A 15647-nucleotide genomic window follows, 5' to 3' on the forward strand; every position below is an offset into this window, starting at 1 on the left:
GTACAGCAGCACATCCTGTGTAGCCCCCTACCTTTGTTTTAGTTGCAATTTAAAGAATTAAAACAATTTAAATAACGTATGAAAAAATCCTTCAACGTCCTCTTGCTATTTACAGCAATGATCGTATCGGCTTCGGCTTTTGCCCAGCAGGCCAAACCCCGGGTAAGTCCGGCTGATTCCATTAGCAGGGAAATAAAAAACACCAACATTGATATTCATTACAGCAGTCCTTCCGTAAAGGAGCGCAAAATATGGGGAGGATTAGTTCCCTATGACAAAGTGTGGCGTGCCGGCGCTAATGAGGCGACCACTTTTGAAACAGATAAAGATATTACAGTGCAAGGTAAATTATTACCTGCAGGGAAGTATAGTTTTTTTCTGATACCTAAAGAAAAAATGAAGTGGACTGCTATTTTTAATAAACAGCCAAAGCAATGGGGCGCCTTTAAATATAATGAATCAGAAGACCAGTTGCGGATAGACGTGAAACCTAAAAAACTAAGACATCACCAGGAAAAACTGGTGTATCATATCACTCCTGGAAGCTTTTCGGTAGAATGGGAGAAGGTGGCAGTTCCGATTAAGATAAATGTAAATTAATGAAACGATCTTTAGAAGCATGGATCGTTTTGTTGCTGTTCACCTCCCATTTGTTAGCACAAAACAAAGATACCGTTACCAATACTCCGGATAAGACGCGCACCTTATCCGGGGTAACGGTAGTGGCGCAGAAAAATGAGGCACAGATTGGATTCAATAAAAAGAAATTTGCAGTAGATCAAAGCCTGGTAAGTAAAGGCGGTGCTGCTGCAGATTTATTACAGAATATACCATCGGTACAAATAAATGGGAGTGGAGAGATAAGCATAAGAGGATCTTCGGGCGTGAATGTTTTAATTGATGGAAAGCCTTCCTTGATTGCCGGCGGTAATATAGCACAGCTGCTGCAGTCGATACCGGCCAGCTCTATCGAAAGCATAGAAGTAATTACGAACCCTTCTGCCAGGTATGATGCAGAAGGTCAGGCAGGGATCATCAACATCATTCTGATAAAAAATAAGAAATCAGGGTTTAACGGATCCGCAGCAGCAACAGCCGGCGTACAGCATAACTATAATGGCAGTGCAAATATAGGCTTTCAAAATAGCCACCTTAATTTGTATGCCAGTTATGGCTACCGGTATGGTACGCGGCTAAGCAATGGTTATCAGTACCTCACTTATTTCCATGCAAACGACCCCGTTGTTTTCTCTGACGAAACGTTTCCATCTACCACAATCGACAAAGGAAACAACCTGAAAGCAGGAATAGATTATTATCTGAATGAGAAAAATGTGTTGAGCGTTTCCGGTAGCTTCAACGATGCTATAAATAGCAGAACGGAGTTCTTAAGCATAGATGAGTTTAACGCTTCCCGCGCAATTATTGAGCAAAGTCATCGTACTAACCTGACGAATGGAAAAACTAATACCTATGATATAAACCTGGACTTCTCTAAAACTTTTAATAAACCTAAAGAGGAACTAACTGTTAGTCTTGGATTTTCACAAGGCGCCAATCATAACCTGCAAAGCTATACGACTGATGTTTATAATATCAATGGGGAGGCAGTTAAAATAATGCCCGCTATACTGCAAAATAACAACAGCGAGCATAACAGATTTTATAATGCACAGCTCAACTACACACTACCTGTTGGTAAAACAGGTGAATTAAATGCTGGTTACCGCAGTCAGATCCGGTGGAGTGACAGAGTACAGGATGCATACAATTTTAATAATGCTACTGGGGTGTACGATAAGTATGATGGCGTCAGTAATACGTTTAAGAGCAAGAACCAGGTGCATGCGTTTTATTTAAATTATCAAAACCAGGTGAGGAATTTTAGTTACCAGGTTGGCATCAGGGCGGAAGATGCATTATTGAGTGCAACGCTGATGGGTTATGATACCAGTCATGTTTTGTACTATACACCATTCAGGGTCACGAACTTCAGACTATACCCCAGCATTTTTCTGACGCAGAAAATCGGTGCGGAACAGCAGTTGCAGTTCAGTTATTCCCGGCGGGTAACACGACCTACACCCAGGCAACTGAACCCCGTATTGGATGTTTCTGATCCGGTAAATTATGACGCAGGCAATCCCACACTATTGCCGGAAGATATTCATTTCTTTGAATTGGGATATCAGCAATACTGGAAAATAATTACGTTGACAGCCAGTGTATACTACCGTCAGACAAATGATTTTATTAAACGGATAGAAGGCGCTCCCGTAAAGGGTATCATTACTACCACCTCTCAAAATCTGGCACATTCCTGTACCGGTGGACTGGAATTAATCAGTAAGGTGAATGTGATGAAAGCCTGGAATTTTTTAGTCAATGCGAATGTGTATCACAATAAAACAGCCGCTGCTCCTGCATATGGGCTCGCCGCCAGTGCGGGATTTAGCTGGAATGCCAACATCACTCATAACATTATTATCAACGATCATTTTTCGTTGCAACTGCGAGGCGATTATCGCGCGGCAGATGTGGTAGCGCAGGACAGAAATCATGCTGCATATGGGGTAGATGCCGGCGCAAAGTTTGACTTTTTGAATAAACGGGCCACTATCAATTTTAGTGGACGCGATATTTTTAATTCCCGTAAATGGAGTTTCTTAAGAGAAAGCAATGCCGTATTGCTGGATTTTGAACGACATACAGAAAGTGCCAGGGCCAATATCACCTTTACTTATCGTTTTGGGAAAAGCAGTCTGGCGGTAAAAAAGATAAAGCACAGCGATGAACAACCCGAAATATAGCTGTGTAATAATCCCCTCCATATGCCGGCTCATCCGTCTTTTCATCGTTCTCTGGAAGAGGCAGGCTTTTCCAAAAACAATTTTTTTTTGAAGATTAATTTCTCTAACTTCAAAATCTCATTTTTAACCCGACATGTTATATCTCAACTTACATAAAGAATAATTTTAGTTCCCTTTATTTTTGTTCTATTGATAACTGTTGCATGGCACTGTGGACGCGTTAGCGACAGTGGAGAAGCGTAATGCTGATATAATAAACCAAGATCTAAACCCTTTTGAACCCATAAACCTGTAAACATTGTTTTTATGAGAAAAAGAAAAATGCCATTGGAGAAGAAACTTTCTCTGAACAAGGAATCTATTGCCTTGTTGAACACTACCCAACAAACCATGATTGCCGGTGGACTGCTACCATTAACCCTCAGGCCTCCTTGTATGGACACGCAGGCTGAAACCTGTGTTACCATACCTCCGGGCCGGCTGGATTGCGTTTTCTGCTAGATCTGTTTTTAAATCCTGGATGAATTTTATGCAGGCTATTGCCCGATAGCTACCGGGTAAGCTTTGTCTATTGTTCATTTCCTGTTTGTTAGTACAAACAAAAATACCGTTAACAATACTCCGGATAAGATGAGCACCTTATCCGGAGTAACGGTAATATCAATTTTACAGAACGGGATATTTTTAATTCCCGTTAATGCCGGTTCTTCCATCTTATTACTGTTCTTCGTAAGAGGCAGACAACCGATTTTTATTTTTCTAAAAACAATTTTTTTTCCAAGATAAATTTATTAACTTCAAAATCTCATTTTTAACCCGGCATGTTATGTCTCAATTTACTTAAAGCATATAGTTGTTCCCTTTTTTTATTATTTCGCTGAATAACTGTCGCATGGCACTGCGGCTGCATTGGAGGCAGAGTGGAAGCGTAATGCTGATTCAATAAATCAAAACCAAAATCTAAATCTAAACCCTTTTGAACCCGTAAACCTGTAAACATTGTTTTATGAGAAAAAGAAAAATGCCATTAGAGAAAAAACTTTCTCTGAACAAGGAATCTATTGCCTTGCTGAACACTACTCAACAAGCCATGATTGCCGGTGGATTGGCACCATTGACCCTCAGGCCTCCCTGTCTGGCTACGCAGTTTGAAACCTGTGTTACCATACCTCCAAACCGCCCGAACTGCATTTTCTGTCAGTCTGATCTCTAAACCCGGATGAATTTTATGCAGGCTATCGCCCGATAGCTACTGGGTAAGCTTTGTCCATAAACAACCCAATTATGAAAAAGAAAAAACTTGAACTCAGCAAAAAACTGATGCTGAAAAAAGAAGCTATTGTTGAACTCAATCAACAGCAGAAAGCCAAATTAGCAGGTGGTGGCCCACTGACCTGGTGGAGTGCATGCTGCGTGGAAACAGATGAAGTGACCTGCCCCGCTGGCTGCATAAGATAAAGATACCGCTGGTATCCGGATTGCTGAACAACCGCCCCACGGCAACAGACAGGGGAGGATTATTTTTTCTATTTACAGTATGAAAAAGAAACAAATCGACCTGAGCAAAAAACTGATGCTCACCAAAGAACCTATTGCTCAGCTCAATGCTGATCAACAATTTCAACTGCAAGGTGGTGCAGGAGCAACCATTGGTACTATCTGCACCGTTGATACCAGACAAATCTCCAGCTGCCGGGCCACCAGTCCTGGTACAGGTCGTCCTTGCTGCATGATCCCTTGATTTTATCCGGGCATCTGAGGTACAACAAGATCAGGTGATGATCTTATCACAAAGCGTTTACCTGTATCGATTTTATTCAATTGGGGGGGCACCTGCTTCCCCAATTGTGCACATTAAATAATGATTGAAAATGGACAACACCGCCTCGCAGTTAGCACATATGTATAATGATCTTGTTTCGTTGCTGGATAAGGCGGAATATGATCCCGGTCAGAGTAACAGCCTGTTTAAGGGGCCCTGGGGTGCTTTGTTGTTTATGTTCTACTACGAACAATATGTCGATGACAAAGCAGATAACGCCGCCGCGCTGCTTGAAAAAATATATGCGGGTTATTCACCCGAAGAAGGATTGAACTATTCTTTCTGTTCAGGGCATACAGGCCCTTTTTGGCTACTGGACCATCTCAACAGACACCAGTTTGTGGAAATGGATATGGATTACCTTGCATCGGATTTTATTACGGCTACCATCGCGCAGAGTGCTTACCACATAGAATGTAAAAACTTCGATTTCCTGCATGGCAGCATCGGGATGTGTAATTTCCTGCTGGGTTTCACCGGAAGAGCAGATGTGAAAGCACACCTGGAATATTTTGTAACCACACTCTTTGCGGCCAGCAAGATGACGGACAAAGGAAGGAGCCTACCTATTTTTTATACCCATGAAGAACCCGCCGGAGAATTCGTCGATGCTTTCAGTCTGGCCCATGGCAGCTGTTCTGCGTTGATATTACTCGCTAAAATATATCAGGCAGGTATAGCCACTGCCATGTGCCAGCAGTTGATCACAGAAAGCATCTCGTTCATACTACAGCATAAAATTGAACGTGCTCCCGATTCCCTGGCTGCATTATATCCTGCTATCCTGGATGGCAACTATGCCGGTGCCAACAGCCGCTTATCATGGTGTTATGGCGATCTTAATGTGGCCATCTGCTTGTGGCAATGCGGTAAAGTACTGTCTGAAAAAAGCTGGATGGAAGAAGCACTTGCCATCATGCACTACAACACGGCCCGCATTACAGACGAAGCAGCAGGGATTGTAGACAATTGTATTTGTCATGGAGCCGGCGGTATTGCCGCCTTTTACCGGAAATTCTGGTTCGAAACAAAAGATCCCGCATTCTATACATGTGCAGAGTACTGGCATAATAGAACCATGGAGAAAATTTCTTTTTCGGAAGATGGCAGTAAACACGGTATCAAAGTATGGCAGGGAAAAGATAAGCAGTGGGACTACTCCTGGGATCTACTGGACGGCGGCAGTGGCGTAGGACTTTCCATCTTATCGCACCTGCAGGATCAGCCATTGGCATGGGATGAATGTTTCCTGTTATCCTGATTTACCTATTACTGTAAAAACTAAAAGAATCAGCTATGGCATTGTCACATACAGGATTCTTCCTCATAAGAAGTCCACTTTATCCCATACATCAATACCGGGAAGTTTTACAAAATAATTTGCAGGTGCTGGTCAACAGTCACCCTTTATTTATGTACGCTTTACATATCGGATCGCAGGACCTGTTGAAGGAACTGGAAAGATATCTCAGCGAGCCTGATGCTTTTAATCAAAAGAAGACAGAGAAGCTGCGTAAATCATTGTACAAATATTGGGTGCGGGCATGTAGCAGGAGCACCCCTTATGGCTTGTTTGCCGGATGCACTACCGGTACAGTGGGAGCTACTACTCATTTGCAATTACATCCTGTCAGCGAGGCCCGTCAGCAGGTGCGGCTGGACATGGACTACTATACTAAAATCTGTCATCATATTCAGGAGCTGCCTGCAGTGAGCAGGGAGCTGCGCTATTATACCAATAACAGTCTTTATAAAGCGGGTGAAAAATACCGCTATGCAGAATATTCCATCAATAATAACCGGCGCAGGTATATGCTGACGGCAGTGGCTCATTCTGTTTTCCTGGAAAAGATATTCCGCGAGGCTGTGAAGGGTGTAACCATTGCCGGTATGGTGCAGCTTATTCGTCAGGAAGATCCCTCCATCGCAGAAGAGGAAGCCAATACATTTGTGCAGGAGCTGATCCAGTCGCAGCTGTTAATCGCTGAAATTGAGCCTAAAATTACAGCGACCGATAATCTCGAAGCGCTTATCGGTCGCATTTCCTCCATCGACGATGTGGCTGCATTGCGCGATAGTTTGCTGACCCTGCAAGCGTTGTTTCAACAGCCCGATTTTGAGCGTTCCCGTCTGCAGGCGATTCATGATATCTGCGAGCGTACTTTTCCGCTCAGCATCCCTAAGGACCTGCTGCAGATAGACTTGTTTAAAACGGCTACGGCTTGTACGCTCAGTGAAAGCCTGGTGCAGGATATCACCCAACAGGTAAATGAATTGATGGCCCTCTGCCATGGCTATCCCAAAGATGCAGGTTCTGAAATGAAGAATTTTGCTACACGCTTTTACGAACAATACGAATCCCGGGAAATGCCACTGAACATGGTACTTGACGGAGAAACGGGAATTGGCTACGGAGCGGGCATAGAAAATACGGTTCATGCGCCTTTTGTGGAAGATGTAGCCACTAAAGCGCCGCCTGAAAGTACAACCGTCAACTGGTCGCAGTTGCAGCAGTTATGTTTGACCAAGTATGAAGAATTCCTGAGAGATGGCCAGGCGATTGTGCAGATTACAGCAGAAGAATTACAAAAAATGGGCGATCCGGAAACGGTGCCCATCGCCAAAAGTTCTTATCTGTTTGGCTCGCTGCAGGCTATTTCTGCGGAAGAAGCAGACAAAGGCAATTATACTTTTGCGATGCAATCCTTGGGAGGTCCCTCTGCAGCCAACCTGCTGGGGCGCTTCTGTAGTGGAGACCCGGTTTTGGCAGAAAAGACAAAGGCCGCGCTGCAGGAAGAGGAAGCGGCTTATCCGGATGTGGTGATGGCAGAAGTGGTGCATTTCCCGGAAGCCCGCGCTGCCAACGTATTAATAAGACCCGTGCTGCGCAATTATGAAATTCCATATATCGGCATCGCCGGTGTAGACGAAGCATACCAGATTCCGGTGACAGACCTGATGGTATCCGTTTCCCAGCAGGAAGTAATTTTAAGAAGTAAACGATTAAACAAGCGGGTAATTCCACGCCTTAGCTCTGCACATAATTATAGCTTTAACAGTTTACCGGTGTACAAATTCCTGTGCGACCTGCAGAACCAGTCTGGTATGTCTTATCTGTACTGGGATTGGGGCGTACTGGCTTCCCGGCCACGATTGCCCAGGGTCGTCTATAAAAACATAATTGTATGCCGTGCCAGCTGGACACTCACCACTAAAGAAACCGAACAGGCCGGAACAGACGAAAATATTCAGCTGCGCTTTTTTGAGAAGTACCGCCGCCAGCAAAGCATACCCGACAAGGTATTATTATCCGAAGCAGATAATGAATTGCTGCTGGATCTCACACAACCGTTAGCGGTGGCCATTTTGCTCGATCAAATAAAAAAGACTTCCAGCGTAAAACTAAAAGAGTGCCTGTTAGAGGAACAGGGTGGGGTATTGCGGGATGATGCAGATCAGGTATATGCGCATGAAATATTGCTACCATTGCAATACCTGCCGGTAAAGGAGGAGAAATCAGCCACTGTCAGGACGACCAAAAACAGCAAGGCTGCTGAGGTGAGCCCAGGTCCGGCCAACAAAGCGGTAGCAGATAACAAATTGTCGCCTGCTGCCAGGTCACTCATTACCCGCAGCTTTCCTCCAGGCAGTGAATGGCTGTATGTAAAGATTTACTGCGGCTATCGCGTAGCGGAAGAATTACTCGCAAATTATTTTGCGGAAAGCATTCCGGAATGGCAGGAAGATGGTTTGTTTGAACAGTTTTTCTTTCTGCGTTTCGGCGATCCGCAACCACATATCCGGCTCCGGTTTCTTAACAGCGCGAATCCGGCCAATAACACCGTCATATCACATCGTATCACTGCTGCTATGCAACCGTATGTTCAGGGAGGACAGGTACAGAAGATACAATATGACACCTACGTACGGGAGATAGAACGTTATGGTGCAGCAACCATCGCAGAGAGCGAAGCCCTGTTTTGCAGCGATAGCATGGCGGTGCTGAGTATTGTCAGTATGCTGGAAGGATCGGAAGGAGAAGTGTATCGCTGGAAAATGGCTATGCGTGGGGTGGACATGATGCTCGATGATTTTGCCCTGACCCTGCCACAGAAAAAGCATTTGCTATCGACCCTGCAGGAAGCATTTATCACAGAGTTTGGCGGGAGTACACTTTTGCATAAGCCACTGAATGACAAATACCGGAAGCATCAGCAGGAAATCATGTCAGTGATGAATCCGGCTAATGATGACGATAACGAGATTACGGAGGCTATTGAAGCTTATCGGTTACGGACAGCCACGGCTGCCCCGCTGTCGGCACATATCCGGCAATATTGCGGCTCGGAAGACCGTTATCAGAGTATCATTGCCAGTCATGTACACCTGTTTCTTAACAGGATATTTGTTGGCAAACAACGTAAGCATGAAATGGTGATATATCATTTCCTGGAAAAATATTATTTATCACAACTGGCTATGGTGGCCATCACGAAATAATGGGATTCACCTTTTATAAGCAATTGGACGCAATGGACTGCGGACCTACCTGCCTGCGAATGGTCGCAAAGCATTACGGCCGCCGGTATTCGCTGGAATATCTCCGGGAGCAGGCAAACATTACCCGGGAAGGGGTAAGTATGCTGGGCATCGGAGAAGCAGCCGAAAAAATCGGTTTTCGTACTACTGCAGTGCGCATCAATTTCGAACAGCTCGATGAAAACGTGGACCTGCCCTGCATCCTGCACTGGAATCAGCAGCACTTCGTAGTGCTGCCTCCGCAAAATTATAACCGGGATAAAAAACATGATAAAATTCTCGTCGCAGATCCCGGTCATGGTATGGTGAAAGTGGATAAGGAAACTTTTCTCCGCTGCTGGCAGGGCAACAGTAATAGCGGCGTAGTACTGATGCTGGAACCAACAGAAACATTCTACCAGCAGCCGGGAATGAACAACAAAGCGACCGGTTTCCGTTTTCTCTTTAATTATTTAAGACCCTACCGCAAATATGTAATACAGCTTTTTCTGAGTGTGCTGGTGGCCAGCGCATTGTCGCTGGTCATGCCGTTTCTTACGCAAAGTCTGGTAGACTATGGTATTAACCGGAACAATATGGGCTTCGTATACCTGGTATTGATATCCCAGCTGATGCTCTTTGCAGGGTCCACCGCTATTGAAATGATTCGCAGCTGGATACTACTGCATATGAATAGTCGTATTAACATCAACATCATTTCGGATTTCCTTATCAAGCTGATGAAACTGCCGATCCGGTTTTTTGATGCAAAAATGATCGGAGATATTCACCAACGCATAGGCGACCATACCCGTATCCAAAACTTCCTGACAGGTACCACATTGTCTACGTTGTTTTCTTTTGTAAACCTGTTTGTCTTTGCGATTGTATTAGGCATATATAGCGGGAAGATATTACTGGTATTTGCCTGTTTCAGCGCTATGGGCATTGGCTGGATATTCTTTTTCCTGCGGCGGCGTAAAGCGCTTGACTATAAACGCTTTCAGCGTATGAGTGAAAATGAGAACATCTTGTTTGAACTCATTACCGGCATGCAGGAAATAAAACTCAACAACTGTGAAACTGCCAGGCGCTGGGAGTGGGAACATGTACAGGCCGGGCTTTATAAAATCAGCGTGAAGAGCCTGGCACTCGGACAGTATCAGCAACTAGGCGCTGTATTTTTTAATCAACTGAAAAATATCCTGATTTCCTTTATCACTGCCAGGGAGGTAATGAATGGACATCTCACACTGGGAATGATGTTATCTGTGAGTTATATCATCGGACAAATGAATAGTCCGCTGGAACAGCTGCTTTCTTTTGTTCAGTCAGCACAGGATGCCAAAATGAGTTTGGACAGATTGGGCGAAATCCATAATCGCGCAGAAGAAGAAACGGGAGAACAGCTGACGATACCTGCAAATGACCAGGGACGTGGCGATATTCAGTTACAACAAGTGTCTTTTCAATACGGCGGGCGGCAATCTCCTTATGTATTGCAGGACATCGATCTTACCATTCCGAAGGGAAAGGTGACGGCCATTGTAGGCACCAGTGGCAGCGGTAAAACTACCCTGATGAAATTGTTGCTGCAATTTTATGAACCAACAACAGGTCATATACAGTTGGGGGATAAATCATTGCAGCAGTTGTCTCCGAAATGGTGGCGGCGTCAGTGTGGCAGTGTGATGCAGGACGGATTTATTTTTTCAGGAACTATCGCGAAAAATATTGCTATCAGTGATGAACGAATAGACAATGAGCGCCTGGTACATGCTGCAGCTGCAGCCAATATCCGGGATTTTATTGAGGAGTTGCCACTCGGATACCAGACGAAGATCGGTAATGCCGGCAGTGGTATTAGTGCTGGTCAGAAGCAACGGTTGCAAATAGCCCGTGCTATTTACAAAGATCCGCATTACCTTTTCTTTGATGAGGCAACGAGTGCACTCGATGCGAATAATGAACGCGTTATCATGGATAACCTGGAGCAGTTTTTTAAAGGAAAAACGGTGGTGGTCATCGCGCATCGTTTAAGTACAGTGAAGTACGCAGACCAGATCGTGGTACTGGAAAAAGGCCGTATCGTAGAAACAGGCACGCATGCACAACTCACCGCACGGCGGGGGAATTATTTTGAACTCGTTAAAAATCAATTGGAATTAGGAGGATAGTTATCATGCCGGAAAACAAACCAGATGGCACTGCATTTATAAATGTAGTCACCTCACAGAACGGGCACCTCAGTCATGCTTCGCTCGATTCCGTTCGCAGCGAAGAAGTCCAGGAAATCATGGGGAAGATGCCACCCTGGATTTTGCGTAGTGGTATTACACTCATCGGTATCCTGGTGCTGGGCGCATTTATTGCCGCCTGGTTTTTCCGTTATCCGGAAGTGATACCTGCAAGGGTGGTTATTACCCCACAACAGTCCTCATACATCGTAAAGGGAAGCATGCAAGCCTCAGGTGCCGGGAAAGTAAAAGCCGGACAAAAGGTACTCATCCGCCTTACAGCTTATCCTTACGAAGAATATGGGTTGTTGCAGGGAACGGTGATGTTTGCGGAAGCCAACGTGGCGGATACTAATTTCCAGGTAAACATTCAGCTGGATCATCTCTTGCAAACAACTACCGGAAAAGAAATTCCGGCGCAACCCAGACTGGATGGCACTGCAGAGATCCTGACAGAGGATAAGAGTATAATGCAGCGAATGTTTGGGCGATTGTGGAGATGAGAGTTTATCAATTATATTCTAATTTAGTCCGATGGTATCGAATCGGATCATATTCTTTCTTTTTGATGGGGTCCATCTCCTGGACCTGGCGGGAGCAGTAACGGTATTTTATGAATCCGGTTGTTGCGGGCAACCCTATGAGCTCCGGTACGTTTCGCCCTACTCACATCCGGCTACTTCGTCCGGACTTGGATTTGCGGCAGTAGATCCTCTTGATGCAGTAACAATTACTGCGCAGGATATCATTATCGTAGCAGGAATGGAGCTGGCCAGGTGGAACCGGGAAGACGACCATTTGTGGATGCCATGGCTACAAGCCGCTGCTGCTACGGGAGCTACCATCTGCTCTGTTTGTACGGCGGCCTTTGCATTAGCCGCTGCAGGCCTGTTAGACGGCCATAGCTGCACTACGCACTGGGCGTGGACATCTTCCTTACAAAAACAATATCCGCGCCTGAAGGTGCTGGAAAATAAGCTATTTGTAAAAAGCGGGAAGCTGTTCACCAGCGCGGGGATTGCCACAGGGATTGACCTTGCCTTGTATCTTGTGGAAGAGCAGCATGGAGCTGCTTTTGCTTATATGGTTGCGAAAGATATGGTGGTGTATATTCGTCGCGATGGTACGGAATCGCAACATAGTGTTTACCTGCAAAACAGGCAGCATATCAATTACCAGGTTCACCAGGTGCAGGATTATATTGCTCATCATCTCCAGCATAAAATAACAATAGAAGACCTCGCGGCATTGGTGCACATCAGTCCGAGGAATCTTACCCGCCTGTTTAAATCCACTACCGGCAGTACGATCGGGCAATATGTTCAGCAGTTGCGACAGGAAAAGGCGCAGCATTTACTGAAGGCCCAACACAAGGTGGCCTGGGTGGCAAAAGAATGCGGTTTTAAGGGCCCGGACCAACTACGACGCTTCCTGAAAAAAGCCATATAACTGTCCCGATTAGTAGTGTACTTGTCCTGATTTGTATGATCGCTTCCGGTTAGCTTTGCCCTATAAATTATTCTGCGATGAAACAGTTGCTGTTCCTGCTCTTATTGTTGCCATGTGTGGCATGGTCACAAAAACAATCTTCTTTGTATGTCTGTCCTCCCTGTGGTCCCTGTGACACGTTGGTATTTCATCAACCGGGAATTTGTCCGCATTGTGGTATGGAACTTATTCTTAAAAATGCTATAAACGATCCAAAAATGACCATCTGTTTCTATCTCTATGAGGGCGTGGAAATACTTGATTTTGCGGGCCCGATGGAAGTGTTTTCCTATGCTGGTTTCAAGGTGTTCACGGTTGCCAGGACTAAAGCACCGCTGTTATCACAGGGCATTCTGAAAGTACTTCCCGACTACAGCATTGCAGATGCGCCGCCTGCAGATGTCTTCGCTGTTTTTGGCGGCGATGATAATATAGCCGCCGATGATCCGGAAGTGATTGCCTGGATACAGTCAAGGGACAAAGCAACCAACAGTTACTTTTCCGTTTGCACGGGTGCTTTCATCCTGGGAAAAGCAGGGCTGCTGGACAATCTTACCGTAACTACCTTCCACCGCAGTATTGCGAATCTGCAAAAGGCAGTGCCAAAAGCTAAAGTACTCGAACATGTACGGTATGTAGATAATGGCAGAATTATTACTACTGCTGGCATCTCTGCCGGCATTGATGGCGCTTTGCACCTGGTGGCAAAATTAAAGGGCGCCGATGTGGCATTGAAGGTAGCCCAGCACATGGAATACGATAAGTATGTGCCGGAGCAGGGAATGATAGTTTCGCATGCTACTGCGACTACCAAATAAGCTGGTAAGGTAAAGGAAGACAGCTGGGGGCAGCTGCCTTTTTAGGTACGGTGTTTTACAACAATTTTTATATCAATGTGATTTGTTTCAAACAACAATGGAATGGCTTCCATGCCCGGCACAAAATTGAAGATGCGATCGGTCAGTATACCAGGTAGCTGTATTGGTGTGTTGGCCGTGATCTCCACAATACTCCCCGGTTTATATATCTCCAGCTGGTGAGGCGTTATCAGTTTCAGGGTTTCATTATTGGTGCTGATAACTGGTAAGCTATACGCCGCTTTTTCATGGGTCGCCGTACCACGGATATGCAAAGCATTTTCCTCAAAAATATAAGTGAGACTACACTCCGGAGAAGGCGCCGGCTGCTGGGTTTCATTCACCAGGAGGGAGTGGGTGCTAAAGGTGATTGCTTCGGATGTTTCCTGGTAATCCACTGTAGCCTTTAGATCATTGGTATGGAGATATACCTGAGCGCCGGATGTTAGTTTGAAACCGGGTGTCAAACAAACGGTATCCGCGTTTTTATCCCGCTGCATATTTAGTGCTTCTACCAGCTGATATTTGTTCATGCTACCAGCTAGCAGGGGGCCGGTGTCGTTATGCCATAACAAAGATAGTGCGCCACCGCTGGCATGGCCACCTTTCATGGTATACTCCTGATCATAGCCGGTAATAGTAGCTCGCCATTTGTTTTTTGAGATAAGCCAGGTATTAATTTCCGGGAATGACTTTACACCGTATATGCGTTCCCGTGGTAACTGAGCGGCGGTTGCCGGCTGTATATTGGTTGCGTGCAGCAATATGGTGGTGAGAGCTTTGCTATGTGCCAGTGAGTGGGCCACGCAAGGCAGGATACCATGTGATACATAGTGTGGACCACCATGTAATAAATTGTCATAGGTACACAGCGCTAATAGTTTGGTATTTTGCAATGCAGCTTTATAGAATGCCGGGTTGCCCGCAGACATTAATGCATAGGCAGGCTGGCAGCCATCGCTGGTTCTGCTGCCCCAGTAAGTCCATTTATAATTACGCGTTCCCCAGCTGTTATCCCAGGCGCCATCTGGCAGCATAAATTCCAGGTGTGCCTGTAAGGAGGCGGCCACCTGCTCCAGTAACGGAGTATCATTCATCAGCTTACCATATAGCACGAGAGAGGGAAGGGACTCTTCCACGTTGTAGCCCAGGTCTACCGCGTAGCAGCCTTTTACACTTTTTTCAGGAATGGGTTTGCCTTCTCCAAATAATAATTTGTTGGTGGTAATGTGGGCAAGACATTGTTGTGCCAGACCTTTACCTTTTGTTATAAAATGTGGTTGCTGGAGATAGGTACCTATCAGGCATAGCGCATAACTCCCCGCAATGGGGTAATTGATATTACCGGTATTGATAGTAAAATTTTTATAGAGATAATCACCTGCCTTTTGTAACCTGTTTTTCCATTTTTCCTGTGTGGCTTTATTCAGCAGTTGTTCAAAGTGTATCAGTGATTCTGCCAGGGCGGTAGCACCGAATACGGTGATGCCTTTCCAGTCGCCCATACTCACTTCATTTAGCCAGGCGCCATCAGGCGTACTCACCATAGCTTCCATCCAATCATATAAGCGTATAGCCGCATCCGTATACTTGCGATCTTTTGTTTTGTTGGCTAAGTATAACAGTGGATAGATGGCATCGCCGCATCTGCCATGTATCACCGCGCAGGAAGGACAAAGGATTCCTCCATGCAGGCCTTTGGCAGATGGCTGATTGACCTGCAGTGCCAGCAATGCATCGCCCCATTGCTGGAGTAGCTGTTCGCTGAGCACCGTCAGTTCATTACCATCTGTTTTCAGTATTGCTGCAAGGCTACCGATTTGTGGCAACAATAAACCGGTGCTGCTGAGTGTGGTTAACTTCAGAAAATCTCTTCTGGATGTAATCATACGTGGTTATTGAAATGGTATCGGAT

13 protein-coding genes are annotated in these 15647 nt (G+C 45.4%); 12 read left to right on the forward strand and 1 reads right to left on the reverse strand.

What is annotated here, in order from left to right; genetic code table 11:
• The first annotated feature begins 78 nt into the window (after window positions 1-78).
• The 12 genes from AB4Z08_RS25535 to AB4Z08_RS25590 all read left to right on the forward strand — a co-directional run bounded on the left by AB4Z08_RS25535 (window position 79) and on the right by AB4Z08_RS25590 (window position 13693).
• The gene (locus AB4Z08_RS25535; RefSeq protein WP_441576610.1) at window positions 79-600 is read left to right on the forward strand and encodes a DUF2911 domain-containing protein; all 522 of its coding nucleotides are present in this window, start codon (window positions 79-81) and stop codon (window positions 598-600) included.
• Window positions 600-2810 carry a TonB-dependent receptor domain-containing protein gene (locus AB4Z08_RS25540; protein WP_441576611.1) on the forward strand — a complete coding sequence of 737 codons (2211 nt, stop codon included), beginning with the start codon at window positions 600-602 and terminating at the stop codon, window positions 2808-2810. The genes AB4Z08_RS25535 and AB4Z08_RS25540 overlap by 1 nt, the downstream gene beginning before the upstream one ends.
• Before the next feature lie 306 nt (window positions 2811-3116).
• Window positions 3117-3311, forward strand: coding sequence for a class I lanthipeptide (locus tag AB4Z08_RS25545; RefSeq protein ID WP_441576612.1), 195 nt, complete (start codon window positions 3117-3119; stop codon window positions 3309-3311).
• A 505-nt stretch (window positions 3312-3816) separates the two neighbouring features.
• Window positions 3817-4023 carry a class I lanthipeptide gene (locus tag AB4Z08_RS25550; protein ID WP_441576613.1) on the forward strand — a complete coding sequence of 69 codons (207 nt, stop codon included), beginning with the start codon at window positions 3817-3819 and terminating at the stop codon, window positions 4021-4023.
• 71 nt (window positions 4024-4094) lie between these two features.
• Window positions 4095-4268, forward strand: coding sequence for a class I lanthipeptide (locus AB4Z08_RS25555; RefSeq protein WP_441576614.1), 174 nt, complete (start codon window positions 4095-4097; stop codon window positions 4266-4268).
• Window positions 4269-4347: 79 nt separating this feature from the next.
• Complete coding sequence (locus AB4Z08_RS25560) at window positions 4348-4551, forward strand: class I lanthipeptide (protein ID WP_441576615.1); 204 nt, start codon at window positions 4348-4350, stop codon at window positions 4549-4551.
• A gap of 130 nt (window positions 4552-4681) precedes the next feature.
• Window positions 4682-5893, forward strand: a complete 1212-nt coding sequence (locus AB4Z08_RS25565; protein WP_441576616.1) for a lanthionine synthetase LanC family protein — start codon at window positions 4682-4684, stop codon at window positions 5891-5893.
• A gap of 35 nt (window positions 5894-5928) precedes the next feature.
• Complete coding sequence (locus AB4Z08_RS25570) at window positions 5929-9132, forward strand: lantibiotic dehydratase (protein ID WP_441576617.1); 3204 nt, start codon at window positions 5929-5931, stop codon at window positions 9130-9132.
• Complete coding sequence (locus tag AB4Z08_RS25575; RefSeq protein ID WP_441576618.1) at window positions 9132-11327, forward strand: peptidase domain-containing ABC transporter; 2196 nt, start codon at window positions 9132-9134, stop codon at window positions 11325-11327. The genes AB4Z08_RS25570 and AB4Z08_RS25575 overlap by 1 nt, the downstream gene beginning before the upstream one ends.
• A 5-nt stretch (window positions 11328-11332) precedes the next feature.
• Window positions 11333-11890 (forward strand): hypothetical protein, encoded by a 558-nt coding sequence (locus AB4Z08_RS25580; protein WP_441576619.1) that lies wholly within the window; start codon window positions 11333-11335, stop codon window positions 11888-11890.
• A 31-nt stretch (window positions 11891-11921) separates the two neighbouring features.
• Complete coding sequence (locus AB4Z08_RS25585) at window positions 11922-12836, forward strand: GlxA family transcriptional regulator (protein ID WP_441576620.1); 915 nt, start codon at window positions 11922-11924, stop codon at window positions 12834-12836.
• 77 nt (window positions 12837-12913) lie between these two features.
• Window positions 12914-13693: a DJ-1/PfpI family protein gene (locus AB4Z08_RS25590; RefSeq protein ID WP_441576621.1), complete on the forward strand. Its 780-nt coding sequence runs from the start codon at window positions 12914-12916 to the stop codon at window positions 13691-13693.
• Window positions 13694-13734: 41 nt separating this feature from the next.
• Here the strand turns inward: AB4Z08_RS25590 and AB4Z08_RS25595 are convergent, their stop codons facing one another.
• Complete coding sequence (locus tag AB4Z08_RS25595; RefSeq protein WP_441576622.1) at window positions 13735-15621, reverse strand: hypothetical protein; 1887 nt, start codon at window positions 15619-15621, stop codon at window positions 13735-13737.
• Between the last annotated feature and the right edge of the window lie 26 nt (window positions 15622-15647).

The sequence above is a fragment of the Chitinophaga sp. RAB17 genome (genome assembly GCF_052114225.1).
In the GTDB taxonomy this organism is placed as follows: domain Bacteria; phylum Bacteroidota; class Bacteroidia; order Chitinophagales; family Chitinophagaceae; genus Chitinophaga.

Bases quoted from the DNA above. Each gene is read 5' to 3' on its own strand.
- AB4Z08_RS25535 (WP_441576610.1), top strand. From the start codon at position 79: ATGAAAAAATCCTTCAACGTCCTCTTGCTATTTACAGCAATGATCGTA.
- AB4Z08_RS25540 (WP_441576611.1), top strand. From the start codon at position 600: ATGAAACGATCTTTAGAAGCATGGATCGTTTTGTTGCTGTTCACCTCC.
- AB4Z08_RS25545 (WP_441576612.1), top strand. From the start codon at position 3,117: ATGAGAAAAAGAAAAATGCCATTGGAGAAGAAACTTTCTCTGAACAAG.
- AB4Z08_RS25550 (WP_441576613.1), top strand. From the start codon at position 3,817: ATGAGAAAAAGAAAAATGCCATTAGAGAAAAAACTTTCTCTGAACAAG.
- AB4Z08_RS25555 (WP_441576614.1), top strand. From the start codon at position 4,095: ATGAAAAAGAAAAAACTTGAACTCAGCAAAAAACTGATGCTGAAAAAA.
- AB4Z08_RS25560 (WP_441576615.1), top strand. From the start codon at position 4,348: ATGAAAAAGAAACAAATCGACCTGAGCAAAAAACTGATGCTCACCAAA.
- AB4Z08_RS25565 (WP_441576616.1), top strand. From the start codon at position 4,682: ATGGACAACACCGCCTCGCAGTTAGCACATATGTATAATGATCTTGTT.
- AB4Z08_RS25570 (WP_441576617.1), top strand. From the start codon at position 5,929: ATGGCATTGTCACATACAGGATTCTTCCTCATAAGAAGTCCACTTTAT.
- AB4Z08_RS25575 (WP_441576618.1), top strand. From the start codon at position 9,132: ATGGGATTCACCTTTTATAAGCAATTGGACGCAATGGACTGCGGACCT.
- AB4Z08_RS25580 (WP_441576619.1), top strand. From the start codon at position 11,333: ATGCCGGAAAACAAACCAGATGGCACTGCATTTATAAATGTAGTCACC.
- AB4Z08_RS25585 (WP_441576620.1), top strand. From the start codon at position 11,922: ATGGTATCGAATCGGATCATATTCTTTCTTTTTGATGGGGTCCATCTC.
- AB4Z08_RS25590 (WP_441576621.1), top strand. From the start codon at position 12,914: ATGAAACAGTTGCTGTTCCTGCTCTTATTGTTGCCATGTGTGGCATGG.
- AB4Z08_RS25595 (WP_441576622.1), bottom strand. From the start codon at position 15,621: ATGATTACATCCAGAAGAGATTTTCTGAAGTTAACCACACTCAGCAGC.